The organism is Vibrio sp. D173a, from assembly GCF_030248475.1.
This window is the reverse complement of record NZ_JAHGAH010000034.1, coordinates 1-26,522: the sequence shown is the minus strand read 5'-3', so window position 1 is coordinate 26,522 and position 26,522 is coordinate 1. Positions and strand designations below refer to the sequence as shown.

Sequence of the window (26,522 nt, the reverse complement as noted above, 5' to 3'; positions counted from 1 at the left end):
AAAACCTTGTAATAATATTCATGGGCGAAAGATATCAAGTCTCTCTTCTTTTTCAATATGGTAAAAAATAGCGCCATAAAATAAGGTAATTCACCTACAAATAAAAGCAATTTAACTAGCATTATATTCATTTAAACGGTTGACTCTATTCCATCAAAAAATCAGAAAATTAATCACATACTCTAAATTAGATACAACTTAATTAGAAACGCACACATAAACACGATGAAAACAACCGCAAACTTTCATTAACAAAAACTATTCAAGTGGGAACTAATCAAGGTAATCTTAATTTTAATAATCTGACCTTACTTCAAACCATTAGACGAAATCATAACTGACATAAATATTAAAAATGTATTAACCAGCACTTTTGTCTCAATTATTGGAATACACATCACTTAATTTAATGCCAAAAAAATCAGCATAAACCTTCAATTTTGTGAACGAATGTCACGCTAAGTTAAATTATATCGCTTTATATATTATTTATTATTCTATTTCTTTCTTTTGCCTATAAAATCCATCAAAATAAAAAAGATGATAGTCCCGCCTTTATAAATAAAAAGTCGGCTGACTACCCTTCATATAATCAGTTGGAATTGGAAAATATGTTTTTCAGCGACTTCGCTAGAAGGCCGATCGATGAAAGTAATCCAAGCGGCTCAAACCCTAATGGCTTAGATGATTTTGACGAAATTAAGCGCCAGATAAATAACCTGAATAAAGTGACCGGTCGAGTATCATGGAAAACGATTCAAACACTTTCTAAGAAAATTCTTAGTACTCAGGGGAAAGATTTTCGTTGTAGTTGCTACTTTACCGTGGCGGCTACGCACAACGATGGCTTGAAAGGCTTGGTTGAAGGCTTGAACTCACTGCTCGACTTATGTGTTGTGTATTGGTACACCGCCTACCCAGAGCACGCGAAGGCCAATGCACGTATCAGTGCCATCGAGTGGATGGTCGAATACACTGAGAAGCGAATTAAAAAGCATCGAGCCTTACCAGAAGAGCTCCCGCTTATTGAAGCGGCGCATCAACTGTGTTTACGCATCGAAGAAGAACTGCGCCTACATGATGGGATTAAAGCGCCATCATTCGGTCGCATTCGTCGTATATTGAACCAATGGATTGAAGAGATTAAAGAAACAAAAGCAAAGGAAGCCAAAGCATTAGAAGTCAAACAAGAGAAGCCAGAAACACCATCGAATCCAGGTGGCATCCAAGTCAATATTGCGCCGCCACCAAAAACGGAAACCAAGCCGACGCCTCAGCCGCAAGTAAAAGAAGCGCCTAAGTCCAGCCGCGTGGTTGTATTTTCTGTTATTGGATTGCTTGTCGTTGCATTTGCTTCCCACTTTGTTTACAAGCAGCACAAATACCAGACTCTGAAAGATGACATTGAACACTCGTCACTAAAACAGCTAGCAGCAATCGTCGATTCATTGAGCGTTGAGAACAAAGAACACCGCATCGCTTTACGTTCTGCGACGGTCGAACGCCTTGATACATTAATGACCGATTGGGCAATCGATCCTGTAAAAGTCAGCGAAGTGAATACCATTGATGAGCTTACTAGTGAATTGACGGAGACCTACCCAGATTCATCATCTGCTCAGCAACTTCGAGAGAATTTTTTAGACCAACGTTCTCGTTTCGAAAATGAATTCGATGTCATATACAAACGCTTTGCTTATGCTAGGACGGTATTTGCCAACGTAGCGAAACAGAACACCGACAGGGACTCGAAGAAAGCGTATGAATACAGCAATTCGCTGTTCCCGCTTCTTGGGCGGATTGAGTACGCAGAAAAGAATGCGCAGCAAAAGGAAATTGAACGCTCCCTCCTTTTACTGAACACCTACCTATATAAGATTAACCAGTTGCAAAATGCAACAAACGACAATAAATAACAATACAAGTAAAGAAACTATAGGCTTATGTTCAAACAAAAAATACTAAGAAACCCGATTTTGGTTTCTACCATAGTGGCTTTGCTATTAGCCGCGATATTTGCAGCAGTGTATTTATTCTTACTTGAAGATGCAGATAAGCTATATCTATGGATTGGCCTTGGCGTCATTTCTGCATTTTATCTTATATTCCAGTTGTCACTATGGTTTAAGAAAAAGAACAACTCGAAAGCCCAACGTTTGGAAACCGAGGAAGAAGCCCTTTCTATGGTTATCCGCCCTCTTCTTTCTCATTCAGGCAAGAAACCAATCTACCTAATGATTGGTAATAAGGGGTCTGGCCGACGTCAATTTTTGTTTAATTCAAGCGCAATTAAACCAATTGATCGTTCTCGCACTGCAAAAAACGATTTCTTTGAATGGTATGAATCTGACGGTGCGGTTTATGTAAAACCAGACCAACGCCTCGTATTCCAAGAAGTATCCAGTAGTGATGCTTCATTGTGGAACACGTTTGTTGATGAGGTTATTCGTCACCGTCCAAGAAAACCGTTTTCTGGCTGTTTATTTTTTACTGACTTTGAGTTCATGATCGTCTCAGAACCAGAGCAAAAAGATTACACCATTACCGCACTATTGCAGCGCCTAAGTTCTATTAGCGAAAAAACATCATCGGCACTACCAGTTTATTTGATGATGTCTAAGCTTGATAAGTTGGACGGTTTCAAGGAGTACGTACATTTCAGTTCTCTGAAAACTCGTGTGGAATTCCTTTCTATTCCTCTTAAAGAAGCGAAAGGCGTCATCACTGAATACTACCGAGATGGTTACCGTAATCTGGTGAAAGTACTGGAAAGCAATGCTCTGGACGCTTCTGCAAATTCGACAGACATCGATGAAAAACAAGCTATTCTGTCATTCCCGAAACAGTTCGAGCTTTGCCAAGCAGAAATCAGTTACGTCCTTGAGCGTCTTTGCGATGTGAACAGCGGCACTTATTCGCTCGACATTCGTGAGATCTTTTTCTGCTCTAGCTTACAAGGTGGTCGTAAGTACAACCTGTTAGCAAAAAGCTGCAGCAATTACTTTAATTTGCCGATCATTGCTTCAGAGCACACACAGCTGACAGAAACGCCTTACTTCTCTCGCTTCCTGATTGACTCTCAGATTTTGCCTGAGAGCGATTTTGCGGGTGAAAACAAAACGTATTTACGCTTAATCCAACGTCAAAGTCATTTGGCCATGTTAGCGTCCGTGATCTTGTTGGCTGGCGGTACCTACTTCTTTGTTACCACACTAGACAGTAACTTGCGTGTGATTAACCAATTGCTTGGTATTGATGACAACGGTCAGGTTGAACAAGAAGCAAGCTTCAATCAGCTTCTCGTAAACGCCACTCGCGCTATTCAACCTTCGTACAGTGCATGGCTAGAAGGCTCTCGAGCTCTAGATGAAGAAGTGCTTCCACTGAACATTAGCCGCTTGGACCAAAGCACACATCTGGCTTACGAAGCACTGCTTAAAGAAGTGGCACAACAGCTTATGCCCGTCGTTGAAAAAGGCTACCGTCTAGAGTTGACGCATAACCAACATGACGTTGCCGCGACACTGCCATTGCTAAAAGGCTACTTGATGCTGAACGATCGCTCAAAGCGTGACATTCAGTTCCTACGTCGCCAGACCTTGCAAACCCTTAATGATTTAAGCGATAAGCCGGATGTAGTAAACCAGGCAATGCGCTATTTAGACGCTTATTTCCGTACTCAGTTTGCGCCTGTTGATATCAATATGGACATTGTTCGTGCCACTCGCCGTTCTTTACTGGCGAACTCTAACGTCGACCTTGTTTATGCGGGTATTTTGAATCAAGCCGATGCTATCGACCTTGGTACGCTAGATCTTCAACGCGCTGTTGGCTTTGAGTTCAACAACGTGTTTAATGAACCGCTAGACGACAACCGCTTAGTGATTGACAAAGTCTACACGTCTACTGGCTTTAGCACCTTCTATCGCCCTCGTGTGGACCTGATGTCACAGCAAGTTATCAGCGATAACTGGGTTCTTGGCTTGTCTAATCACGTGATCCCTACGAAACAAGAGCAGGATGCGTTTAAGACACAGGTACGTAAGAAATACACCGATGACTACATCAACTACTGGCGTAATGCACTGAGTGAACTGAAAGTACAGCATTACAGCAATGTGGGCGACTTGACGAATGCAATCGACCTTATTTCTGGTCCGTCTTCTCCAATGACGACTGTATTAAAACAAGTGTACGCGAACACCCAGTTTTCTCCGGTTGGTGAAAAGAATGCATTAATTGCCAATGTAAACCCTAAGCTAGCGGAAGTTGCAGATACGGCCTCAGAAGCAGTAGAAGAAGCCGTACAGCCAGATTACTTACTGATGAAGCGTGTTGAGCAAGCCTTCCACTTGTTAAACCAACTTCAAGTCATTGAGACACCTAACTCCCCGACTCCATGGGATGAAACCATTGCAGCATTAAGCCGTGTTCGTACTTACATGAAAGACATCGCTGATGCACCAGATCCACAAATGGCCGCACTTGCAGCAGCGCAACACCGCATGAACAGTACAGAAGCGGATCCGCTTATCAAGCTGAAGCAGATCGCGCAGAAGTCTCCAGAGCCAGTGCGTAGCTGGTTACTTGATGTGGTACAGCAAAGCTGGTCAGTGATGATTGCTGAGTCCGCAAAAGGCATTCAAACCCAATGGTACAGCGAGATTTACACCAAGTTTAAAGAGCTAGGACTTGGTAAATACCCATTTGATCTGAACGCGACAGAAGAGATTTCAATTGAAGACTTCGAGCTGTTGTTCGCATCAGGTGGTTTGTTAGATTCGTTTATTCAGAAGAACTTCGCACCGTTCTACGATACAAACTTGTGGACACCAAAGCAGGTGGATGGCGAGACAATGCCTCTTTCGCCTGCCCTATTGGTGCAATTGCGCAATTACAACGTTATCCGCGATACGTTGATCAACAAGAGCACAAACCGAGTTTATATCCCGTTCAGCGCGAAAGTATTAGACCTTGATTCCAGTGCTATCCGAGCCACTCTGAAAATTTCAGACACGGATATCAACTACTATCATGGTCCGAGCCGAATTCGTGAGATGGAGTGGCCGCCGCAGAACGGTGACTTCAACATTAGTATCACGATCCAAGATGTGACAGACGAGGGCAAGCAGCACGTTCTTAATAAGAGTGGTCAGTGGGCGATATACAGATTGCTAGGTGATTCGACCCTGACAAACACTCATAACGGTAGCTTCGTCAGTGACATAAAAGTGTCTGGGAGGGACTTAAGCCTTCGTATCACTCCTTTGACACAGAAAAACCCATTCACTCTTGCTGAGCTGTATAACTTTACACTCCCTGAGTCGATTTAATAACAATATAAAAACCAGAATAGGCAGAACACATGATTTCGAACATGACTTTACAAGGCTTAGACAAGTTAGACCGCAAAATACTATCCAGTCTGTTATCTAACGGACGAGAGTCGATTGCGAATCTATCACGAAATATCGGTTTGTCTCGTACTGCTGTTGCAGAAAGAATCAATAGGTTGGAAAAGACAGGGATCATCAAGGGCTACACTGCTCAGATCCGTGTTGAAAATGAGGGTCGCAAAGCTGCCAGCTATCTGCTGATCTCTTGTGAAAAGGGCAAGAAAAATGAAGTAACGAACGCCCTTAAAGAGATTCCAGAGGTACGACTGACCAGCGTTGTGGGGGGTAGCTTCGACATTATTGCTCTCATCGAAGCACCTGACCTACAGTCTATTCACCACCTATGTAATGAAATTGAATCTTTTAGCGGAATTCAGAAACTCGACACAACGGTTGTGCTCCACCAACCAATTAGTCGATAAGTTTTTTAGGTTCCCGCCGAACGTTCTTTTCAGACTAAAAAGCCGCGAGTCAATCGCGGCTTTTTTGTACCTCAATTTTCGAATTTCTGGCAGCCAAAGCTATATGCTACCAATCAAACGTATCTTGGCATCTTTCTCACCTGGGTTACCAAGCCAAAAGGTTTGACCCAACTGATTCCCTTCCCCATTACCCAGCTGATTCTCTGGGATAGAATCGAGATTCACCGTTAGCTTAAGGTCCCAAGACATCGGGTCACGTAGAATAAAACGCATCAACCCCACCAGCGTCTTGTGGAGCTCGCCATCGTAGGAAAATTGCCTAAACGTCTCAAAATCAATGTTGTCGATGCACAAGTTAAATTTGCCGTTTAAATCCGCAATACTTTGCCCCAAATGTAAGGTCTGCCCTAATACACAGTTGGCACGGTTAAGCTTGTTGCGTTGACTTTCTGCAATGTCTACTCGTCGATACACCCATTCTGCGATTCGTACACTCGGTAGCGAGAAATAGTGGGAAACAATACCGGAAATAAGCTTAGGCGAGCGTGTGCGGGTAGACAACTGGTTAACATAAGAGAGGATCTTTGCTCGGTCTAACTCTGCGACATCGCAATCTTGCATGACGTCAGACAGACCTGCCAAATGCAGGATCCGCCCTGAGAACGCGTCACTTGCGCCGCTTTGGTACTGCACGTGATAACGGTATTTCTTCCAAACACGGTACAGTAAGCTAGTGTAACGATTGTGGAAAAAGTCAAAGAAGTCTTTTACCGGGTTATCATCTGGGTCACGTCCAGCAAGCTTCTCGGTATAAGACGCTGGCAATGGTGAACTTGAGCCATGTAAACCTAAAAAGTTCGTCTCGACGCGCGAATACTGTTGCCCATTTCTTTCCATGTGAGTGATAAATTCCATATCACTCTTTGGAAAAGCCAGACTCGGCGAGACACTAAACTCTATGCGCTCTTGGTGGAAGTACTTGTTCTCACCAACCGCGACAAAGTTAGAATTTGGCTCTAGCTGGTAGTGCTTCTCAAGCAACAATACCGCTTGATAGAAGCTGAACTCATACGACTTATCAGTAAGTGTTGTAATCATAGAATCGTCTGCTGTCCAATCAGGCTTGCCCAGTTGTAGACTTCACCTGTCGCTTCATCAAACACCTCCAATTCAGTAAAGGAGTTCACACTCGAATACAAACGGATGAATTCATTGAGTACGGTTGCCATCAGGAACATATCGCCTTCATTTACGAAGAACTTCGAATTGGTCACCAGCTTAAATTGGTTACCACGTACAGACACGCCACGGAACACGCGGTCAATCGGTTTCATCTCAGACGACACAATACCATCGAGTCGGTGAATCGACGCGCGGTGAGCTTGTCTATCGACACGAGAATGGAAGTCGTATGTCGAGAGCAGCACTTTCAACACATCAATGTTCGCCAATGACAAATAGTTGAGTGACATATTGGCGATCAGCTGCCACTGAAGCTCGCCGTTCACCTGTGGGCTCACCGATTGTGTCGGCTTGGTGATATTTTTAAATGTCGCGTACGTCGGCGATTTGTGGGTCGCGTAAGTAATGTCGCCCACTGAAAGGCGCTCAGCCAGATCGGCGTTGCTGCATTGCAGTTTCATCAGTACAGTTTCTGTACCTAAATCCGCAATATCACCATTATGCGTATGGAACGAAATATAGCGCTCTAACCCTCTTCCGCTTACTCGCTCGCCGACTTTTGATTTGTAGAACTCTCGCTTATCACGCTGGTTAATTTGGTGCTCAAACGATTCGAATTCGATCAATGGTTTACGGCGACGCTCGTCTTTGCTCCAACTCTCGACCTGCTCAATTCCGTAGACTTCATAGTGGTCTTGAGTATTGCTTTGAGGGCGTACTTTGTATTCATTGCGACGATGCTCCAAACGAATTGGATCGCCATCTTTTTCAAATAAGTTCACAGCAGGCGTGCAATGCAGCCTGAAGTGTTTATCTTTAAGCACAACCTCTGAAGGCAATGCGCGCTTAAAGAAGAATTTCACTTTCACTGTACTGCGCTGAGGAATGCCTTTTAACCACTCTAGACCTTGAATATCGAAGAACATGAACTTCTCAGGCAAAGAGAAAAACTCTTGCAACAAGCGGTATCCTGCGAAAGAGTTTTTGCTATAAGGCAGCAGCGCTTCGTCTTCTTCATGCCCTACCGGCTTGACATATTCTGGCCCCAAGCGATGTTTGTAGCCGCCACCGACATCCAGCTCCACGTAATCCAAGTAGCGGAACAGCCAGAGAAACACAGTGCGAGTAACATAAATTTCACCATGCAAGTGCAAACGCAACGTATCTAAACCAATTCGAGACAGCTCTAGACCTTGCTCCGTCGACAAGGTTACATCAATCGCTGAACTGGTGCGGCTGTTGGTTTGTTCAATATTGGTGATCGTGATTGGGTATAGGTTCACATCGTAGCAAGTGCGGAAAAGGCATTGCGTGCCCTCAACTTGCTCACTGGCCATTTCTGCACCACGTTTTACCACCGTTTTCTCAGTAACACTTCCGGTATGCGGTTTTAGCTCACTGATGCACAAAGACGGAATTGAACGCATGTAATGCGGCCACAGCAAAGTCATCAGAGATTGCGTCAGTTCTGGCAGTTCGTCGTCGATCTTCTCTCGAATACGCCCAGTCAGAAAAGCGAAACCTTCCAGCAGTCGCTCGACGTCTGGGTCGAAGGTTCCTTCAGAGAGAAAGTGAGTTAACTTCGGATGATATTTGGCAAACTCACTACCCGACTCGCGCAAATACGTGAGTTCATCTTGAAAGTATTTACTGTTACTCAAGTGGCACCTACTAAACGTTAAATTGGCCGTCGGTTCCCATGTAGACATCGATCGACATTGGGACTTTACCGCCGTTATGGGAAACTTCGCCGCGAATACCAAAGCCGAGTTGTAATGGGTTATGGTGGTCTTCACGGTAATGAACCTCGACATTCAGCAGTCGCGGTTCAAAGCGTTCTATGGTTGATGTGATGTTTTGTTGAATGTGACGAACGAGGTTCGTGTTATTGGAAAGCACGTCGTTAAAATCTGGCAGGCCATATTCATTGTCGATCATTGCATTACCAGAGTGGGTATTCAGCAAGTCAGCAAGGTGAGAATGAATGGATTCGATCAAATGCTTATGAGACACCACTCTCTCGTAGCAATTTTTTGGCTCACCCAACTCAATTCGCTCTAAAAGACGATAACCTTTTTCCATGTTCGGTCCTACGAAAAAAGCAGCCAGTCTTCACTGGCTGCTTGATGGTTTCAGTAATGGGTTACTGGTCTAGTTTACCCACTAGAGACAAGTCGAAGCTTGCGCCCATGTACTTGAAGTGAGGACGGACAGACATTGATACTTTGTACCAGCCTGGATCGCCTTCTACGTCTGATACCTCAACCTTAGCAGCACGCAGTGGACGACGACCACGAACTTCCGCTGGCGGGTTTTCCTGATCAGAAACGTATTGACGGATCCACTTGTTCAGTTCGATTTCTAGGTCAGAACGCTCTTTCCAAGAACCGATTTGCTCACGCTGTAGCACTTTGATGTAGTGTGCCAGACGGTTGATGATGAACATGTAAGGAAGCTGAGTACCTAGCTTGTAGTTCATCTCTGCTTGTTTGCCTTCTGGCGTGTTCGCAAACACTTTTGGTTTTTGAACAGAGTTAGCAGAGAAGAATGCCGCGTTGTCAGAACCTTTACGCATGGTTAGAGCAATAAAGCCCTCTTCTGCTAGTTCGTACTCACGACGGTCAGAAACAAGGATCTCAGTTGGGATCTTAGTTTCAATTTGACCCATTGCTTCAAAGTTGTAAACCGGCAAGTCTTGAACTGCACCACCACTTTGAGGACCAATGATGTTTGGACACCAACGGTACTTAGCAAATGACTCACTGATCTTAGAAGCCATTGCGTACGCAGAGTTACCCCATAGGTAGTTATCGTGGCCATCTTTAACTTGCTCATCGTAGTCAAACGCCTTAATTGGGTTATCTTCTACTGAGTAAGGCGTACGTAGCATAAAGCGAGACGTACATAGACCTAGGTAACGTGCATCTTCGTGTTCACGTAGACCGCGCCATTTCGCGTATTGTGGGCCTTCGAATACTGACTTAAGGTCTTTCAGGTTTGGTAGCTCTTCGTAGCTATCTAGACCAAAGAACTTAGCCGAAGCAGACGTGATGAAAGGTGCATGAGACATTGCACCCACGTTCGCCATGTATTCCATCAACTTAATATCTGGAGAGGACGCTGACATCGCGAAATCACAGATAACAGCACCAACTGGTTTACCACCAAATTGACCGTATTCACGTGTGTAGATCTGTTTGTAAAGGCCAGACTTCACCACTTCTGGAGCGTCTTCGAAGTCATCAAGTACTTCATCTTTCTTCGCAGAAATCAGTTCAATTTGAATGTTCTCACGGAAGTCAGTGTGATCAACAAGGTACTTAAGACCACGCCACGTTGACTCAATCGCTTGAACTTCTTCGCTGTGAAGAATCGCATCAACTTGCTTAGACAGTTTTTGATCAATTTCAGAGATCATTAGGTCAACCAAAGATTGGTCTACTTTCTCTGTGTTCGAGCTGCTTAGTAGCTCACTGATGAACGCTTCTACGCCGCGTTTTGCAACGTCAAAACCTTCATCACTTGGCTTTAAACGAGTTTCGTTAAGAATGCTATCCAGAAGTGAGCCTGATTCAACTAAGGCTGCTTCTTGTTCTGGAGCTTGTGCTTCTGCAGACATGATATCCCTTACTCTTCTTTCGCTTCTTGGTCGTCGCCAATGCTTAGTTCATCCAACAGTTTCTTTCTCGCTTCTTCGTCTTGAAGAACCGATGCGATCTTCTTACGGAACGCAGGAACGTTACCTAGAGGGCCTTTCAGTGCAACCAACGCTTCGCGAAGCTCAAGCAAGCTGTTTAGCTCAGGTACGCTTTTCGCGATCGCTTCAGGAGAGAAGTCCTTCATGTTTTGGAACGTTAGATCAACACCGATTTGGCCGCCTTCTTCGTCAGAAAGACGGTTTTCAACGTTCACTTTAACGTTTGGAGACATGCCTTCTAGCACTTCGTTAAAGTTGTCTTTGTCGATATTGATTGGAGTACGTTCTTCGATAGGCGTCTCATCTGCACGTGCAGTAAAGTCACCAACCACCATCATGCTCAGCGGCAGTTCTACGTCGTCTTGCGTATCACCAGTTGCTGGAACATAACGGATATTAATTCGCTCTTTAGGAGCCACCGAGCCGTCACGTGACATAATTAGTTCCTTATTTAACTCTTTAATTAGTCATAAATTGCTTGCCACTCTTCATACTTCTCAGGCAAAAGATCCTTACTTCTGAATAACTGATGGAGTGTTTTTCGAATCAAGTCTTCTAACTGTGACGATAAGTGGGGTTCCCAGCTCGCGAGATTAAACGCTTTTTGTACTTCCCAACCCTTCTCAAGATAAGGCAGACACAATGGGTATAATCCAACAGACTGGTAAGCTGCTATCAATTGTAAATACAGCATAAACTGTCCACGTCCCGAGCTATCCAGCTCGAGTTTGCGGGCAAGTTCTGCGGCATATTCCCCTAGGTTTTCTAGAGTGATATCCTCCATCGGCAGCGAATCTTCTTCAGAGATCACAACTGTTTGCACTACAGGTTGAGAAGTTGAAGAAGCTGCATCTTGAGTCGATAACCAGCTCAAGGTTGCTTCATCTGCAAATGGTATAGAATTCTTAAATGAGAGGTGCTCAATGCCCTCTAATGAATCAACAAAACGTCTCACTTCTTGCTTTACAGCAATGGCCGCATCATCAAAGCCCAAGTTATTGAGCATCGAGTACACGAAGTGATGCCCCGTCAGCCAGAATGGTGCATCAGTTAATGTACGCTCCAAGCGTTTAATCGTGTCGATGTCGCTTTCTTGATTAGCTTTGTCACGATAGTCCGCCTGTTGATCCGAAGACACCGCCAAGCTCAATGGCGTTTCGTTGTTTTGATGATCAGGAAGACCATCAATGTCATCCCAAGTCAGATGACGATAAATTCGGTATGCCAAAGGGTCACTTGGGTTAGCGTGAATCATCACTTCCGCGACTTTCTTAAGCGTACGTTTCGATGCCGTCGGTGATGAGAAGTCCGTATCAACATCGACTTCCTGTGTGACGGCTTTCTTGACTGACGCTGGCTTCGGAGCTGGCGACAGCGGCTTAACTGGTGCGCTTTGAGCCTCTTCTGGCTTTGGCGAATCAACAGCAGTATTCGTTTGCTCAGGTTGAGTAGTGCTTACCGGCACAGAAGGCGCTTGTTCAGGTTGAACTTCATTTGCAGGGCCGTCATCGCTCTGGCCATCGACAGCAGCTTGCTGAGATAACATATTGAGCTGAGTACGGATCTCAAAAAAATCTGCTTCTGAATCTTGATAAACGTCGTCGTACTGACGCTGCACTTCTTCGATAGTAGAAATACAACTTGAAACCAACGCCCAAGACTGCGGGCTTTCCACTAACTTACTGCTTACCAGTTTAAACTGATGGTTAAGCCATTCTACCGCGCCATCTCTACCACGCTTACGCGAAGGGTAAAGCTCACCACCAAACTGACTTAACGCATGACTAAGCAGCTTTAAGCCTTGTTCGAAACCTTGTAGGCCAAACTCTTCCGTTAGTGCCCGAATCAAGTAACAGATCGCTTTTAAATCTTTGCTGTGCTGTTCTAAGACTTCTGTTGCGTGCGTTTTAACGACCGTCCAATCTACCGTTTCACCAAATAATGAGCCGAACTTCTTCACTTCGGATTCCATCATTTCATAGCAAAACTCGTAGCGCGCGTCTTCACCTACCGGAGCAGCATCAGAAATTGGCGTAAGCAAACGTTCGATATCAATCACTGACATTAGCCTCTCCCCTCTGCTTGGTAGTCTCTTAACGCTCGTTCAACCGCTATGGCACCGCGTGCAGGACGAGAAAGTTGATGGCTTTTATCGATGGAGTCCGTTGCCATGCTCTCAAGCAAGTCGGTGATTTCACCAAACTTCTTAGGTGCATTTCGCTCAAGATCGGTAAGGGAATCGTGCAGTTTCTGTTTATCAAAGACGGATTGCTCAGTGACCGTGCTAAATAGGATGTATTCGCTACGAGCGACAATCAAATCTTTGACTTTTTTGGTTAGTTCTGGAGTATTACCAAAGTACGCCTTCGCCGCTTTCGCCTCTTCGATGGCTTTGGTGTAGTAATGATCCTTTGCATGCAGCTCAATAGAGTCATTGATGTTCTTCATGACCTTGTTTGGCAACACTTGGCTGTAGAAATACGCCTCAGATTGGTTTAGTAACCAAGCAGCTTTCATTTCTTTGTCCGCAAGCTGCACTTCACCATCAAGGATCAAGCTGGCAATCTGCTCCTCTTTACTTCCTGCGATGGCAGAAATTTTCATCGAGTCGACCGAAGCCACATTCAAACCCGCCATCACTTTAGTCAGAGTTTTATCTGCATAAGGGAATAGCGCGCCATCATCGACAAGTTTTTCGCGCAATGTGACTAGCTCTTTACGCAGATCGACCAACGTTTTTGGTAACTCATCGGCCAAGGCTTGATAAGCCGTCAATTCACCTTGGTTCTTTTTGTACAGCTTGGACAGCTTCGTTTGCTGAACTTGGTACGCTTCACGATATGGAGCCGTCGATATAACGTCTTTTTCCATATCATTGAGCGCCTGTTCAATCGCCCAAGGAGGTTGCGCCAAGAAAGAAGCCGTTTGCGCAGGCTTAATAGTGCTAACCAGCGGCGTTCCCGCTTGTGAAATCGTTGGTTCAGATTTTACGATTGCTTTCCACTCTGGTTGATTTTGCTCGTACAGATAATGGCCTGTCACTGCCATCACACTTAATACCAAGCTTGCTTCAAGCACTTTAAAACGGCCGTAACCGCCTTTGTCTTGAGGCTTACAATGCGTCAGCAATAAATCAGCATTACGCAGACTACTAAAAATAGGCGCATTCGATTGAGAATCGATAGATTGAGTATCAATGCGGGCAAGTTGCTGAGCAAAAGAAATAGCGGTATAGCCATGCCCTCTTGGATTATTAATCACTTGCTTGAGCAGCTTCCAAATATGATTTGGAATCAGTGCTGGACGTTTACGATCTTTTAGTTGCTTGTGCCAAGCATCACCAAAAATAGAACCAATAAATAAATGGCCCGTCAGTAGTGCAAGTGAATAAACATCGTCTTGTGGCTCGGTCGTGCCAGTCTCAAGGTAAAGTGGCGACGCGTAACTTAAACTCGCTTCGGCGTGAGATTCCGCCTCACCGATATAGCGCGCTGCACCAAAGTCAATCAGCTTGACGTAATCGCCTTCGCTAACCAGGACATTCGATGGTTTGATATCAAGATGACAAATACCTCGAGTGTGCATAAATTCAAGCGCACCAGCGAGTTGGTAAACTAACCAAGCAATGTGATCGTGACGGAAACCTTTAGAGGAATGACGCTCCATCTTTTCTGCCAGTGATTCACCTTGGATCCACTCGTACATTAAGTATGGACGTTCAAATTCGTTACCGATTTTAATGAAATCCGCAACGCTTGGATGTTGAGAAAGCTCTAGTCTACTTGCCTCATTGACCAACATTTTGCTGGCAATATCTGGCGCGTCCTCATTGACGACTTTACAGCAGATTTGCTTTTCAGGTTGGCCTTTTTTGGCGAGATGGTAAACGGTTGTTCTACCATTTTTCGACGGCAAGGTGTCTAGTACATCAAATTGTGAAAAAAGCACGTACTCAAGCTTTGGCTTATTTTTCTTCGCCAACCTTTGCTCGTTATGTTTCTTTTTCTCAATGGCTTTGACAACCAATTGATCAATATATCCTTTGGCCGCTCCCTGCTTATCAGACACTTTGCACTCTTTTATCGAACAAATATTATTAGGACGAAATAATATTGGTTGAAACATCCTTGTTTCAAGGGTGGTATTTAAAACGAACAGTAAGTCTATTACTTTAGTTATTATTACTAAGTTATTAGACTCTTTGACTTACGCTTTCACTACATCAGTCATGCTGTTTTCTCGTATTAAAAAAAGTCATTATTATACCCAAGTGACTTCAAGATGCAGGATTCAGAGCGTTGTCACTGATTCAAGTTCAAGGAAAACAACGCTGCGTAATAGCAAGCTCTTTCCAAGTTGTTTGACGACGAAATTGTTTCAGTGACACGCTCCCAAAGGGCGAGTTGTCTTGGTTCGTATGCTTCGTTAACAATTTTTGATTTAGAACCACTAGATCTTCTAATTGTTGCCTCGCCTTCAAACCAAGTCATTCTCGCTGAACCTAGCACCTTGAGGTTACTTGGGTATATAAGAGCGTTTTCATTAATATTAACGTGCTGATTCACACTAGCATGCGAGTAATTGGAGTAGTCCTTTGTCACCATTAAAATCAAACATCAGTAACGATGAAGGTTGGTTAAAATGATGATTTTTAACTGTAAATGCCAAGAGCGCTAGTGAAGAACAACTGCCCATTGTTCCCCATAACTCATTGATAAGCATAGGCTGCTCTGGATGAGTAAAGCGCTCTGCTTTTGCGCCCAGCGCGAAACCGTAATCTTCGCTGTGCGCGCGCAGGTTCGTCATGTCAGAATACACCTCTCCGAAAGCATTAAGCTTTTTACTCGCGCGCTGTACAAGGCGGTACATGCCTCTTCGGTCTGTCGTATTCAGTTCGGTATCGATATAACCAAGTTGCGCTAAAGGCTTAAGCTTAAGTGTTTCTACGGTATTTCTTCGACAAAGAATGAGGCCCGAGCCCCCTTCACTTGGAATAACCCCCCATGGATTGTTAGTACTCATGACCATGCTATCGTCGATAAGTTCTTGCATCCTGTTGACCATAGAATCGACGCTAATGCACATCATAGCGTCGTATTTATCCAACGACTTCATGGCTTGTAGCACGAAGCTAGGACCGCTTGCGTGAACGGTTTCGACCACAGAAAGAAAGTCAGAATAGTCACTTTCACCAAGCCATTCTTGCATCTTCACTAATGAAATTGTCGTAGGCACAGCAAGAAGTAATGGAATCGGCTTCAAAGAACGAGGCAGCTGGGCCAAGAGCGAATCCAATAAGTTCGCCGTTAACTCACAGGTTTTTTCGAACAAACCGCTTTCTTTGGTATATTCAATTTTAGCGAATGTGAAACGCTCAATTCCGTCCTCACCAACGACTTGGTCGAACCTCGCTAAGTCAGCATTTGCTACATTAGTAGCGATATCCAAGTTCATGCCTGTGGGCGTCATCACTTCCATCCCCAGCACGTAACGACCTGTAGAATTATGCATGCTCGCTCACCTCTTCCAACTTAGTGATAGACGTAGACACCAACAAATGCTCTTTTCCCTGACAAGGAAATGCAGCCGTGTAACTGATTGATATGGTTTTCTTTTCAGCATCCACAAATAAGGTATACATCGCCATATCAACTTGATAGGCGCCGTCTTTGAACGTGGCAATGGCACGGTATTTCTCTTTCGGTATGCGGAATGAGAGCGTGTCATCGTGACAAAAGCCACTCATCATCAAGCGTTCACCACCATGAAGAAAGCCTTTGCATTGTTGATCTGCCGGTGCGCTTTGGAAGAAACGTCGGTCAAAATCCAGCGGTAACATTGGCTTGCGGTTCTCAATCCAATTTTCATCAAACGTACCCGCCAATTTTTGGCGAGATTCGAAGAATGGAGGAACAGGCCCAAAGCCCGCGACTCGAATATTTTTCGACGTAGAGCTCCACTCTTCTCTAGGATAGAAAATCGAAGGCACTTGCTGTTCAAGCAGCTCTTTGTTGGAGTCCGCAACACCACCACCAATTCGGTTACGCAAGTCGCCACCTATCGCGCAGGTGTAATCAATGTCCTTTTCAATGAAAGGTACAGGCTTGCTAGGTGTGATACTACCGCCATGCTCTACCCAAACCCGATCACCATGTATCGCGAGGGTTTTATCAATGTGGCCATCAATCAACACGCGGCATTCTTGGTATGTCACCGGCTTTTTCGCGTAACTGCGCGCTTTACCGTAAACAAGTACATCCGTGTTGTCTTTGGTATAAGCGAATTCGTGGTCGACCTTCATTGCAGAGAAGCCTTCTTCGCCCAAATATTGGGGATCATCGAAGATTTCGCTTTCACCTAATTCATGCCAAACCACACCATCGAATTGCCATATGCGTTTAGCGACCACTACCCAAACTTCATCGCCGTTTTCGTCACGTTGAAAACGACCTTTAAGTGATAGCTCAGGGTGCGCTTCAATATCCCATAACTGCATTGCTATTCCTTAAATTGAATCGTTCGCTCGCAGAAGGTGCGGCCTTTAAATTGTTGAAGTTCCAGTCTTGCTGATGAATTGGCATCGCCATATCCCAAGGTACGTAGGCCCGGGATTGAATACAGATTTGTCGCCATAGCCAATCTCGGAACAGCACGTCAACGTTGGTATCTTGCATTGCCGCTAACGTGGATTCGAAGCTCAATGCGTATCCCAATCGACTTGGCAGATTTTGAATGTGCTTTTCGTCTTCTAACCATTCATTAAGTAAGTCGATTAATTCTTCCCACTCATATTCGACACCAACCTCTTGCGGAGTCAGAGGTAGAAGCTTTCCGTAAACCACATACAAAGCTTGAATCCAAGTTTCACCGTCATCTTCTTCCAGAGTTTCCAAGTGCTCAATGATTTCTGGGACTAACTTCCAATCGCCACTGAGAGCAAAATCAACGGGGGCTAATGAAGAAGAGATATCGAACGCTTCAAACTCTTTTAGCTCTAGTAGCTTCGCGAAGGTCAATATTTGGGCCGAGGGCAAACCACTCGGTTCAATACCAAAGTACTGTCGGAACCAAGTGCCTCTGTCACGCTTGGTGATCAAACGTTCAAACAGATACTGCTCACCATTTGCATGGTCGTTGATCCACTCAATGCCCTCTTCCACATCCTGCAACGCTAAAAGCGGTAGCGCGATGTTAGGACGTATGATTTCGGCTTTGTGCCAACGTTTAATCAGCGCAACACTCAAAGCTTGGCGCAGACGTAAGCATTCAAAGTAAAACGGACTGGATTTCGCTTTGCCCTCAATGAGCTCCGACATCACGCTATCCATGTGTTCAACTGGAGATTGCGTAACAATGACCTTGGCAGTGTGTACGTCTAATTCTTCGAGTGAGCTCAATCCACACAAGAGATTATCGAGCTCAGAGCCAAGTTCTTTCTGTAGCATCAGCCAAGCGTAGATGTCTGGCTCTTGGCTTCTTAGCTGATGGATTAACCCCGGAGCTAATCGATAAAACGACAGATACACTTGTTTGAGCTCTTCTATTTGGCGCTCAATCAGTTTGAGGTAATCCAGATCACGACTCGGATAGCCTCGTTTATGAAGTTGTACACGCTGCTTGATTAAAAAGCCGATGCTCTCAGAAGCAATAGACAGCTTTTCATTACAAAAGCTCAGCCAAGTTGGCGGCAATTGGGAAAGGTCGTTCACAGCACGCTCAGCTCTTGCTAACGTGCCTTCGACTTCTTGATTGGTTATGGGTGTCTTTAGGTGCTCGACACCGATTCTTTGTCGCATCTACTTATCCATTGTTAGCGTGCGATAACGCGATTGCAGTTAGTTAAACTCGAGTGGCTATTCAATTCGTTACCACGAGATAAAGAGTTAAAACGAGCTAACTAGTTAATTGCGATCGTTCCGCCTTGAATTTTTTGTGCTTTTTCTGCTTGGGAAGTGACGTACTTCGCTTTAGTCGTAATGCGGCCATCGCGCCCGCTGTAAAGAGTTTCAGTTTCACCACTTTTGACGATCAGTTCTTGCTCCGTCTCTATGACCATCTTCTTAGCTCGCAATACAAACTCATCAGAATCATCGAGAATCGAGAAGAAAATATCCGTCACGAGAGGCAAGCTTAAATCGTCGTTCAAGAATTCGATTCGACAACTTAATCGATTATCGATAGCCATTTGTAGTTCAGAACGGCGAAAGCCTCGCCCTAACCTTGCCGTTAGCGGTTGGTTAAATGGATTACCATCAAAATCAACGCGAACACTGCCTGTTGATTCGTTAATGGCGACTATGGTTCCAAAACGCGAAAAGCAAGCCGGTGTCTCGGCTTGCTGTTTCGTGATGGTTTCTGTAATAAGAGGTTGTTTTTCCATCATTAGTTAATCGCTACGTTACCACCCTTCACGACGACTTTATCGCTACCCTCAATGGTGATTGAAGATCCTGAAAGCTTGATTGAGCCGTCACTGTTCATCACTAAGGAAGACCCACCAGTTTTCAGCACAATCTTGTCACCACTGATGATTTGCGTTGCGCCATCGGCTTTGTAAGACGTATTGCCCTTTACTGATACGGTTAAGTTACCACCCACCGTTTGGTTATCGTCTGCACCAATGTCTGAGCTTTTCGACGCACCAACCGTTAAGTTGCTGTTCTCGCCCACATCCAAGTCATCGTTTTTGCCGATCTTGGTTGTGCGGTTATCGCCAATCTCTAAATCAGAGTTGTTCTTCACATACTGAGTTTCGTTGGCGTTGTAAGTAACAGTGACATCTTGCTCTACGGTTTCAGTAAAGGTGCTGTTTACTTGGGTTGTCTTGTGGCCATCAATGGTTTCTTTGTGATCACCATGGACTTCGTTCGTCTGATGACGCGCAACTTTTAGGAACTCGTCTTGACCGATATCGTGATAACGGTTGTTAAGTACCTTCGTCGACATGTCTTTTTGAGCGTGAATGTAGACTTCTTCTTGGTTCGCTTCGTCTTCAAAACTCAGTTCGTTGTAGCCAGTGCCTTTATGCGTTTGGGTACGGAACGTAGTACGAGTTTTGTTCTCCGGTAACGAGTACGGAGGGAAGTGAAGACCGTTATAAACCGCGCCAGTCACTAATGGGCGATCTGGGTCGCCCTCAAGGAAGGTGACAACAACTTCATGACCAATACGTGGCAAGTAAACAGCGCCCCATGTTGGCGCAGCCATAGATTGGCTTACACGGATCCAGCAGCTTGCGTGTTCATCGTTGTCGCCGTAACGATCCCAATGGAACTGAACTTTGATTCGCCCAAGTTTATCAGTGTAAATCTCTTCACCTGCAGGACCGACAACTACCGCCGTTTGTGGACCATCAACAACAGGAGGTGCAAGCTTTGGCGCTTTGAACACCACATCACGTGAGATACAAGAAAACTGGTTGTAATACGTGGTTGGCATACCGTTTGTTTCGTCTTCATGCACTTGCGGATCTTGGCCTGTGTGCATGACAGATAACATGATGTAATCACGGTTGATTTCAGAACGAGGGTGATCGCTAATGCTGAAGCTGTAGCCGGACGCTAAACGCATCACATCACTGCTTGCTTCGACTTGTTGATTGTCGACGATGTGCTCAGACATCCACTCTGTTGTTCTCACCTGCCCCATTGCAGGATCAACATAACGGCCAGGGTAATCAAACTGCTTTAAATCTTGGTCAAGATCGCCCGCATGAGTCATCTCTTGAGGGATTTTAGGCTGTTCGTAGTTGTAATCGGTGTAAGTAACTTGGCCTGTTCTCACGCGGTTAACAAGCTCAAGATCTGAGATATGTTCACGATCAGCAACACCGCCACCGTCAGCATGGAAAACAATCGGACCGATGTAAGAGGCGTTGAGTGGTGAACTCACCAGTGGCGCAATCGCGTCGTTGCTATCTACAATCACCATGGTGTGATTGGCTTCGGTATGGTCAAAGTAATACCACATACCGTGCTCAGCCATCATTCGTTGAACAAACTGAAGGTCAGATTCACGATATTGCAGTACATACTCTTTTGGCGGATACGTCCCAGAGACTTCAAAGCGGTAATCCGTCACGCCTCCATCATCAAGTACTTCGGTGATGATGTCTTGCGCTGATTTTTGTTGGAATATACGACAATCTTGACGCTGAGATAAGAACCAAGCTTGAGGCACAAGAACCAGCTGGTAGCGAGAAAAGCGACGACCCGTTCCAAGGTAACGAACTTCGTTTACCACGCCATTAAAAACGCGCGCAGCCCCCACCCCTTGTCCATAAAGAGTCAGCGTTCCCGCTTTGCGAATTAACGCATCAAAAGAGATATCTGGATCAAGTGAAAGTAATGAGAGACTGATGTGAAAAGGTTTCGACAGCTCTTCATTCACTTGAAAGCTTTCTACTCGAAAGTCGTGCCCACACCCTGGCACTTCAAATTTAAATTCTACGTCATTCACCATATCTTTTACCTGATACAAATAATCGAATTAGGGCCAACAATTGTTGGCCCTGAAACTTTACGCAAAAAGCAATTATGCTTCGCGTGGAGCACGCCAGTCGTCGTTACCAGCTGTACCACAGTTTTCGTGAGTTACTTCGATTGCACGGTAAGTCAGCTTAAGAACTTCTTCTGTCACGCGGTCTGCTGTTGCAGCGTCTTGACAGTGGTTCATGCGAGTTTGGATGTCTACTAGTAGTGCATCAATCAGTTTGATTGAGTAGTAGTGCTCTTGCTTACCTTGAACTGAAGTACGGTAGAAACGGATCACACACTCAGGAAGTTTTTCGCCAGATACTAGTGCGTTGAATAGTAGTGGAGAACAACGGTCTTGAACTTTAGTTACAACAAGTGGACGGTGAACACGTTGACCAGTAGGCTGACCACTTTGTGGGTCACGCGGTACTGTTAGTACGTGGTCTAGTTCTTGAACTAGGAACTCATCAACGTGAGCTTCTTGCCATGTGTTACCTACAGAATCTGCAGAGTAAGTATCTTTAGTGATGTGACCTTGAGTTTCACCTTTGATAGACATATATGCTGGAGTTGGCATCGTTATTTCCTTTTCTAAAATCTGTTTTGTTTAAAATCACCAAATCGCTTATCACCGCGACTACTTGGTATAATCAAACTCCGTGCCAACTTTCATAAACCTTAAAATACAACCACTTAGGTTAAATTCAGCTTTATTTATCAATTTATTAAGTACAATTTATTGGATAAAAAACCAAAAAGTTGGAAAAAGATAATAATAAATTGTTTCTCAGATAAAAAGTGAAAATAACCATATATCAAAGGGAGAATAAAGTTATTAACACTGGTAGTTTAGTTATATTAACCAGCAATTAATTCAAAATAACAAAGAGGCGGTACACAAGATAAATATTCACACTAATATTACTATTAAAATCACCAACAAACGATAGTCAAAATATCTTGATAAAAAAAGAGTGTTATCACTTTTAGTATAATAGTGGCCACCTCTTTTCCTCTAAAGAATAAAATGGCTATGATAAATATAAACCTTTCTTCATTAATTCAGCGTCTACACCCGATTGCAAAAGTGGCATTAGAAGACGCGGCTGCACTTGCAGTCTCTGAAAAAGCAAACGAAGTTCAAATTGAGCATTATTTACTGAGTCTTTTAGAAAGGCCAAATAGTGATTTTGACGTCTTATTAAGTCATTTTGATTGTTCTGAGAACTTATTAAGACAATCGGTTCGATCCACACTCGACACCAACGCCAAAGGAAATGGCAGCAAACCTGTTTTTTCTGCTTTATTAATCGAATGGTTACAAGAAAGCTGGCTGGTTTCTTCTTTAGATCTATCCGAAACACAAATCCGCTCTGGCGCCCTACTCCTTACTCTTGTTAGCAACCCTCTCCGTTACGGCCAACACGGTTACGCCTCTATCCTCGAAGCGGTCAACCCTGACAGCCTTAAGCGTAACTTTGCAGAGCTAACAAGCCACTCTATTGAGGCGCAAGTCGCGACTTCCGAAAAAACACAAGCTCGCGAAGATGGCTCGGCATTGAGCAAGTTCACGACAGACTTCACTGGTAAAGCACGCAAAGGCGAAATCGATCCTGTTTTCTGTCGTGACCAAGAAATCCGCCAAATCGTGGACATTCTTGCCCGTCGCCGTAAAAACAACCCTATTGCTGTTGGTGAGCCGGGCGTTGGTAAAACCGCAGTCGTAGAAGGCTTGGCACTTAAAATTGTACAAGGTGACGTACCAGACAACCTAAAAGGTGTTGAGCTTTACGGCTTGGACATGGGTCTTCTGCAGGCAGGTGCAAGCGTAAAAGGTGAATTCGAAAAACGCCTAAACGCGGTATTGGATGAAGTGAAAAACTCACCAACGCCAATCATCCTATTCATCGATGAAGCACACACTCTAGTCGGTGGCGGTAACCAAGCGGGCGGCAGTGATGCAGCCAACTTGTTAAAACCTGCCCTGGCACGTGGCGAAGTGAAAACCATCGCTGCAACAACCTGGTCGGAATACAAAAAGTACTTCGAGAAAGATCCAGCGCTCGCTCGTCGTTTCCAATTAGTGAAACTTGATGAGCCTTCTCCAGAGCAAGCAGCATTGATCATTCGTGGCCTGCGCCCGGCTTACGAGAAGTCACACAATGTATACGTACGTGACGACGCGATCACCGCAGCTGCAGCGCTTTCTGCTCGTTACATCTCTGGCCGTCAACTGCCGGATAAAGCGATCGATGTACTAGATACAGCGTGTGCGCGAGTGAACATCAGCCTTAATGCTATCCCTGCTTCTGTAGAAACACTTCAGCAAGAACTTGCTGCCCAACAGCGCGAGCTTGAAGCACTTGAGCGTGATGCCCTGCAGCAAACTGGCGACAAGCACAGCCTTGCTAACATTCCAGACCTAAAACTGGCAATGGAAACAACCAAAGAAGAGCTGGCAGAGCAAGAAGCCCAATGGCACAAAGAAAAAGAGCAGATCCAAGAGATGATTGCTCTACGTTCTCGCCTGCATGAACTGGTCTTTGGCGAAGCAAATGAAGAAGAGCTTGCTGCAGACGAAGATTCAGAACAAGATCAAGACGTTTCTCCATACGCAGAAATGGATGAAGAAGCGGTTCGCATTGCAATTTCAGCCTGCCAAGAACAGCTAGACGCAATCCGCAATGGCAACCCACTGGTTCATTTTGAAGTTGGCCCAGATGAAGTCAGCCACGTGATCTCGGACTGGACCGGTATTCCAATGGGTAAGATGCTTCAAGACGAAGCAGAGACCACGCTAAAACTGAAAGAAAGCCTAACACAAAGCATCAAAGGCCAAGAATACGCTATCGATGCACTGTCTGAAGGCATTCAAACAGCGAAAGCTGGCCTAGGTAACCCAGACGCACCAACAGGCGTATTCCTGCTGGTTGGCCCAAGTGGCGTGGGTAAAACTGAAACGGCTCGTGCGATCGCTGATCAAATGTTTGGTGGCGAGCGCTTTATGACGACCATCAACATGTCTGAGTTCCAAGAGAAGCACACGGTATCTCGCCTAATTGGTTCACCTCCGGGTTACGTAGGTTACGGTGAAGGCGGCATGCTGACAGAAGCGGTACGTCAACGCCCATATTCAGTTGTACTGCTAGATGAAGTGGAAAAAGCCGACCCAGAAGTGTTGAACCTGTTCTACCAAGTGTTCGACAAAGGTACGTTAAACGACGGCGAAGGCCGCACCATCGACTTCAAGAATACGCTGATCATCATGACCAGCAACCTTGCGACGCACGAGATTGAATCTTTGGTTCATCAATCAAAAGACATCGATGCAAACATCATCGCAGAAGCTATCCGCCCTACTTTGAACCAACACTTCAAACCGGCGCTGTTGGCACGTATGTCGGTACTACCATTTGTTCCGCTGTCTGATGAAGCAATGACAGAAATCATTCACCATAAGCTGAACAAAGTCTCTCAGCGTCTACAGAGCCATCACAAATTGTCTCTGAGCTACGAAGAAAGCTTGGTTGAATTCGTACTGGGTAACTGTCGCCTTGCTGAAACAGGCGCACGTAACATTGACGCGGTTATCAACCGTCAGTTACTGCCGCAGCTATCGACACAGCTATTGGTGCATGACAAGGATGATTCACATACGCAAATCGCAGTTTCTGTCGATGAGCAAGGAACACTAACCTATGCGTTCAGCTAATCATAGCGAACTTAGCAACGCCCTACTCGCGATCAGCCAATCTTTGGCTGATCGCAGCCAGCTGACCCAAACGTTAGATGCCGTGTTGACTGCGGCGAGACAAATGACACTCGCAAAGCATGGCATCATTTACGTTTTAGACCAGACTGGTCAAGCGTTGATCCCAAGTACCGCTCACCATAACGATAAAACGATTGTTTCCCACCCTTGGGAAGCATTGCAGATAGATTCTGCCAGTGAGAACAACCCATTTAACTTTGCGATTCGCAATGGTGAAGTGGTGTTGATCAACGAGCTGTACAAGTACAACGGTTACGACTGTGAAAGCATTTATCAAAGTGAGCAAATACTTGGACTAAAGAGTGAAAACTTATTGGCTTGGCCACTTATCGACAACGATAGTAAAACCATCGGCCTGTTAGTATTACTCGATTTAAGCGTTATCGACAACGAAACCGCACTCACTGAGTTCTGTCGCATGGCCGCGAGCAATATTCGCCAAGCGGTGTGGTTAGAGCAATATGGGCAAGTGATCAAAAGCCTGAGTGCCGACAATCAAGCTCTAGTGCGCGAGAACACTCAGCTTAAAAAGCGAACCAAGAAAACCTATCAAGGCCCGATTGCAGAGAGCGAAGAAATGCTCAATGTTTTAAATCGTCTTGATAAGGTGCTATCTCTTCCTGTCGACGTTCTGTTGCGTGGTGAAACTGGTGCAGGTAAAGAAGTGATCGCGAAATACATTCACGAGAACTCTAACCGAGCAGACCAGCCTTTGATCGTTCAAAACTGTGCGGCTATTCCAGAGCAGTTATTGGAATCGGAGCTTTTTGGGCATAAGAAAGGCTCATTCACTGGCGCAGACAAAGATAAAGTGGGCCTGTTTGAAGCAGCCAACGGTGGCACGCTATTCCTAGATGAGATTGGTGATATGCCAATGCTACTTCAAGCTAAGCTACTTCGAGTACTGCAAGAGCGTAAGGTTCGCCCTATCGGTGCCAGTAAAGAGATTGAGGTAGACGTTCGCGTTATCGCAGCCACCCACTGCAATCTTATGAAGCAGATCAAAGACGGCGGGTTCCGTGCTGACTTGTTCTATCGCTTGAATGTATTCCCGATTACGCTGCCTCCCTTGAGAGAACGTGAGTCAGACATTATTCCTCTCGCAGAACATTTCGTGCAGCACACGACCAAGACCCTAGGCTTACCGCAAGCGCCGGGGTTAAGTGCCAACGTGCGTAAACAGCTTCTTGCATACTCTTATCCGGGTAACGTACGTGAGCTTAAAAACATCATCGAGCGCTCAGTACTGCTGTCCGATTTTGAAACCATCACTCACATCGAGTTTGGTGAACAAATCCCAGAAGACATGCCAAGTGTTGAGGTAAAAGCGGCATCACCTACCCTAGAACAACCTGCCTACGAGCCAGCACAAGCGGATTTAGAAGACGCGGCAATCGGCCTAAAGGACGTTGTTAGCCAATACGAACGCGCAGTGATCATCGATTGCTTAAATGCTTGTAATTGGCACACCAAGAAAGCCGCCGAGCAATTGGCGCTCCCAATGAGCACACTTAACCACAAAATGAAGAAATACGATATTTCTGCAGCGGGTTGATAAAAAACGGGAAACGGGAAACG

Annotated in this window: 18 protein-coding genes; 5 read left to right on the top strand and 13 right to left on the bottom strand. The window is 45.1% G+C overall.

Annotation, left to right across the window (positions count from 1 at the left end; translation table 11 throughout):
- Positions 1–611 precede the first annotated feature (611 nt).
- From KIV40_RS04945 to KIV40_RS04935, 3 genes are read left to right on the top strand one after another with little or no spacing between them, the layout of a single operon-like run.
- The gene (locus tag KIV40_RS04945) at positions 612–1,916 is read left to right on the top strand and encodes a type VI secretion system ImpA family N-terminal domain-containing protein (protein WP_285348118.1); all 1,305 of its coding nucleotides are present in this window, start codon (positions 612–614) and stop codon (positions 1,914–1,916) included.
- Positions 1,917–1,943: 27 nt separating this feature from the next.
- Positions 1,944–5,333 carry a type VI secretion system membrane subunit TssM gene (gene tssM, locus KIV40_RS04940; protein WP_285348117.1) on the top strand — a complete coding sequence of 1,130 codons (3,390 nt, stop codon included), beginning with the start codon at positions 1,944–1,946 and terminating at the stop codon, positions 5,331–5,333.
- Positions 5,334–5,365: 32 nt separating this feature from the next.
- On the top strand, positions 5,366–5,818 hold the full coding sequence (locus tag KIV40_RS04935) for an Lrp/AsnC family transcriptional regulator (protein WP_005427005.1): 453 nt from the start codon (positions 5,366–5,368) through the stop codon (positions 5,816–5,818).
- Positions 5,819–5,917: 99 nt separating this feature from the next.
- Here KIV40_RS04935 and tssG read toward each other — a convergent pair whose 3' ends face one another.
- The 13 genes from tssG to KIV40_RS04870 form a co-directional block, all read right to left on the bottom strand.
- The gene (gene tssG / locus KIV40_RS04930) at positions 5,918–6,916 is read right to left on the bottom strand and encodes a type VI secretion system baseplate subunit TssG (protein WP_285348116.1); all 999 of its coding nucleotides are present in this window, start codon (positions 6,914–6,916) and stop codon (positions 5,918–5,920) included.
- Positions 6,913–8,661, bottom strand: a complete 1,749-nt coding sequence (gene tssF / locus KIV40_RS04925; RefSeq protein WP_285348115.1) for a type VI secretion system baseplate subunit TssF — start codon at positions 8,659–8,661, stop codon at positions 6,913–6,915. Before tssF ends, tssG begins: the two co-directional genes overlap by 4 nt.
- A gap of 10 nt (positions 8,662–8,671) precedes the next feature.
- Positions 8,672–9,082 (bottom strand): type VI secretion system baseplate subunit TssE, encoded by a 411-nt coding sequence (gene tssE, locus KIV40_RS04920; protein WP_134977000.1) that lies wholly within the window; start codon positions 9,080–9,082, stop codon positions 8,672–8,674.
- A gap of 61 nt (positions 9,083–9,143) precedes the next feature.
- Complete coding sequence (gene tssC, locus KIV40_RS04915) at positions 9,144–10,619, bottom strand: type VI secretion system contractile sheath large subunit (RefSeq protein ID WP_285348114.1); 1,476 nt, start codon at positions 10,617–10,619, stop codon at positions 9,144–9,146.
- A gap of 8 nt (positions 10,620–10,627) precedes the next feature.
- Positions 10,628–11,134, bottom strand: a complete 507-nt coding sequence (tssB, locus tag KIV40_RS04910; protein ID WP_005449476.1) for a type VI secretion system contractile sheath small subunit — start codon at positions 11,132–11,134, stop codon at positions 10,628–10,630.
- Between the two features lie 26 nt (positions 11,135–11,160).
- Positions 11,161–12,762: a type VI secretion system protein TssA gene (gene tssA / locus KIV40_RS04905; RefSeq protein WP_285348113.1), complete on the bottom strand. Its 1,602-nt coding sequence runs from the start codon at positions 12,760–12,762 to the stop codon at positions 11,161–11,163.
- Entirely contained in the window at positions 12,762–14,765 is a 2,004-nt protein-coding gene (locus KIV40_RS04900) for a protein kinase (RefSeq protein WP_285348112.1), read from the bottom strand. The genes tssA and KIV40_RS04900 overlap by 1 nt, the downstream gene beginning before the upstream one ends.
- Positions 14,766–15,263: 498 nt before the next feature.
- The gene (locus tag KIV40_RS04895; RefSeq protein ID WP_285348111.1) at positions 15,264–16,208 is read right to left on the bottom strand and encodes a hypothetical protein; all 945 of its coding nucleotides are present in this window, start codon (positions 16,206–16,208) and stop codon (positions 15,264–15,266) included.
- Entirely contained in the window at positions 16,201–17,193 is a 993-nt protein-coding gene (locus KIV40_RS04890; protein WP_134976998.1) for a DUF2169 domain-containing protein, read from the bottom strand. Before KIV40_RS04890 ends, KIV40_RS04895 begins: the two co-directional genes overlap by 8 nt.
- Positions 17,174–18,493, bottom strand: coding sequence for a hypothetical protein (locus tag KIV40_RS04885; RefSeq protein WP_285348110.1), 1,320 nt, complete (start codon positions 18,491–18,493; stop codon positions 17,174–17,176). Before KIV40_RS04885 ends, KIV40_RS04890 begins: the two co-directional genes overlap by 20 nt.
- Before the next feature lie 101 nt (positions 18,494–18,594).
- The gene (locus tag KIV40_RS04880) at positions 18,595–19,080 is read right to left on the bottom strand and encodes a hypothetical protein (RefSeq protein ID WP_285348109.1); all 486 of its coding nucleotides are present in this window, start codon (positions 19,078–19,080) and stop codon (positions 18,595–18,597) included.
- A complete protein-coding gene (tssI, locus tag KIV40_RS04875) occupies positions 19,080–21,158 on the bottom strand; it encodes a type VI secretion system tip protein TssI/VgrG (protein WP_285348108.1) in 2,079 nt (692 codons plus the stop codon). Before tssI ends, KIV40_RS04880 begins: the two co-directional genes overlap by 1 nt.
- A 72-nt stretch (positions 21,159–21,230) precedes the next feature.
- Positions 21,231–21,749 (bottom strand): Hcp family type VI secretion system effector, encoded by a 519-nt coding sequence (locus KIV40_RS04870; RefSeq protein WP_005426983.1) that lies wholly within the window; start codon positions 21,747–21,749, stop codon positions 21,231–21,233.
- Between the two features lie 456 nt (positions 21,750–22,205).
- On the opposite strand from KIV40_RS04870, the gene tssH reads away from it, so the two are divergent.
- Together tssH and KIV40_RS04860 are read left to right on the top strand one after the other, a co-directional pair.
- Positions 22,206–24,884 carry a type VI secretion system ATPase TssH gene (gene tssH / locus KIV40_RS04865; protein WP_228175117.1) on the top strand — a complete coding sequence of 893 codons (2,679 nt, stop codon included), beginning with the start codon at positions 22,206–22,208 and terminating at the stop codon, positions 24,882–24,884.
- A complete protein-coding gene (locus tag KIV40_RS04860) occupies positions 24,871–26,499 on the top strand; it encodes a sigma-54-dependent Fis family transcriptional regulator (RefSeq protein WP_285348107.1) in 1,629 nt (542 codons plus the stop codon). The genes tssH and KIV40_RS04860 overlap by 14 nt, the downstream gene beginning before the upstream one ends.
- The last annotated feature ends 23 nt before the right edge of the window (positions 26,500–26,522 follow it).

Coding starts and splice junctions, on each gene's coding strand:
- KIV40_RS04945 (WP_285348118.1), top strand. CDS start 612: ATGTTTTTCAGCGACTTCGCTAGAAGGCCGATCGATGAAAGTAATCCA.
- tssM (WP_285348117.1), top strand. CDS start 1,944: ATGTTCAAACAAAAAATACTAAGAAACCCGATTTTGGTTTCTACCATA.
- KIV40_RS04935 (WP_005427005.1), top strand. CDS start 5,366: ATGATTTCGAACATGACTTTACAAGGCTTAGACAAGTTAGACCGCAAA.
- tssG (WP_285348116.1), bottom strand. CDS start 6,916: ATGATTACAACACTTACTGATAAGTCGTATGAGTTCAGCTTCTATCAA.
- tssE (WP_134977000.1), bottom strand. CDS start 9,082: ATGGAAAAAGGTTATCGTCTTTTAGAGCGAATTGAGTTGGGTGAGCCA.
- tssC (WP_285348114.1), bottom strand. CDS start 10,619: ATGTCTGCAGAAGCACAAGCTCCAGAACAAGAAGCAGCCTTAGTTGAA.
- tssB (WP_005449476.1), bottom strand. CDS start 11,134: ATGTCACGTGACGGCTCGGTGGCTCCTAAAGAGCGAATTAATATCCGT.
- tssA (WP_285348113.1), bottom strand. CDS start 12,762: ATGTCAGTGATTGATATCGAACGTTTGCTTACGCCAATTTCTGATGCT.
- KIV40_RS04895 (WP_285348111.1), bottom strand. CDS start 16,208: ATGCATAATTCTACAGGTCGTTACGTGCTGGGGATGGAAGTGATGACG.
- KIV40_RS04890 (WP_134976998.1), bottom strand. CDS start 17,193: ATGCAGTTATGGGATATTGAAGCGCACCCTGAGCTATCACTTAAAGGT.
- KIV40_RS04885 (WP_285348110.1), bottom strand. CDS start 18,493: ATGCGACAAAGAATCGGTGTCGAGCACCTAAAGACACCCATAACCAAT.
- KIV40_RS04880 (WP_285348109.1), bottom strand. CDS start 19,080: ATGATGGAAAAACAACCTCTTATTACAGAAACCATCACGAAACAGCAA.
- tssI (WP_285348108.1), bottom strand. CDS start 21,158: ATGGTGAATGACGTAGAATTTAAATTTGAAGTGCCAGGGTGTGGGCAC.
- KIV40_RS04870 (WP_005426983.1), bottom strand. CDS start 21,749: ATGCCAACTCCAGCATATATGTCTATCAAAGGTGAAACTCAAGGTCAC.
- tssH (WP_228175117.1), top strand. CDS start 22,206: ATGATAAATATAAACCTTTCTTCATTAATTCAGCGTCTACACCCGATT.
- KIV40_RS04860 (WP_285348107.1), top strand. CDS start 24,871: ATGCGTTCAGCTAATCATAGCGAACTTAGCAACGCCCTACTCGCGATC.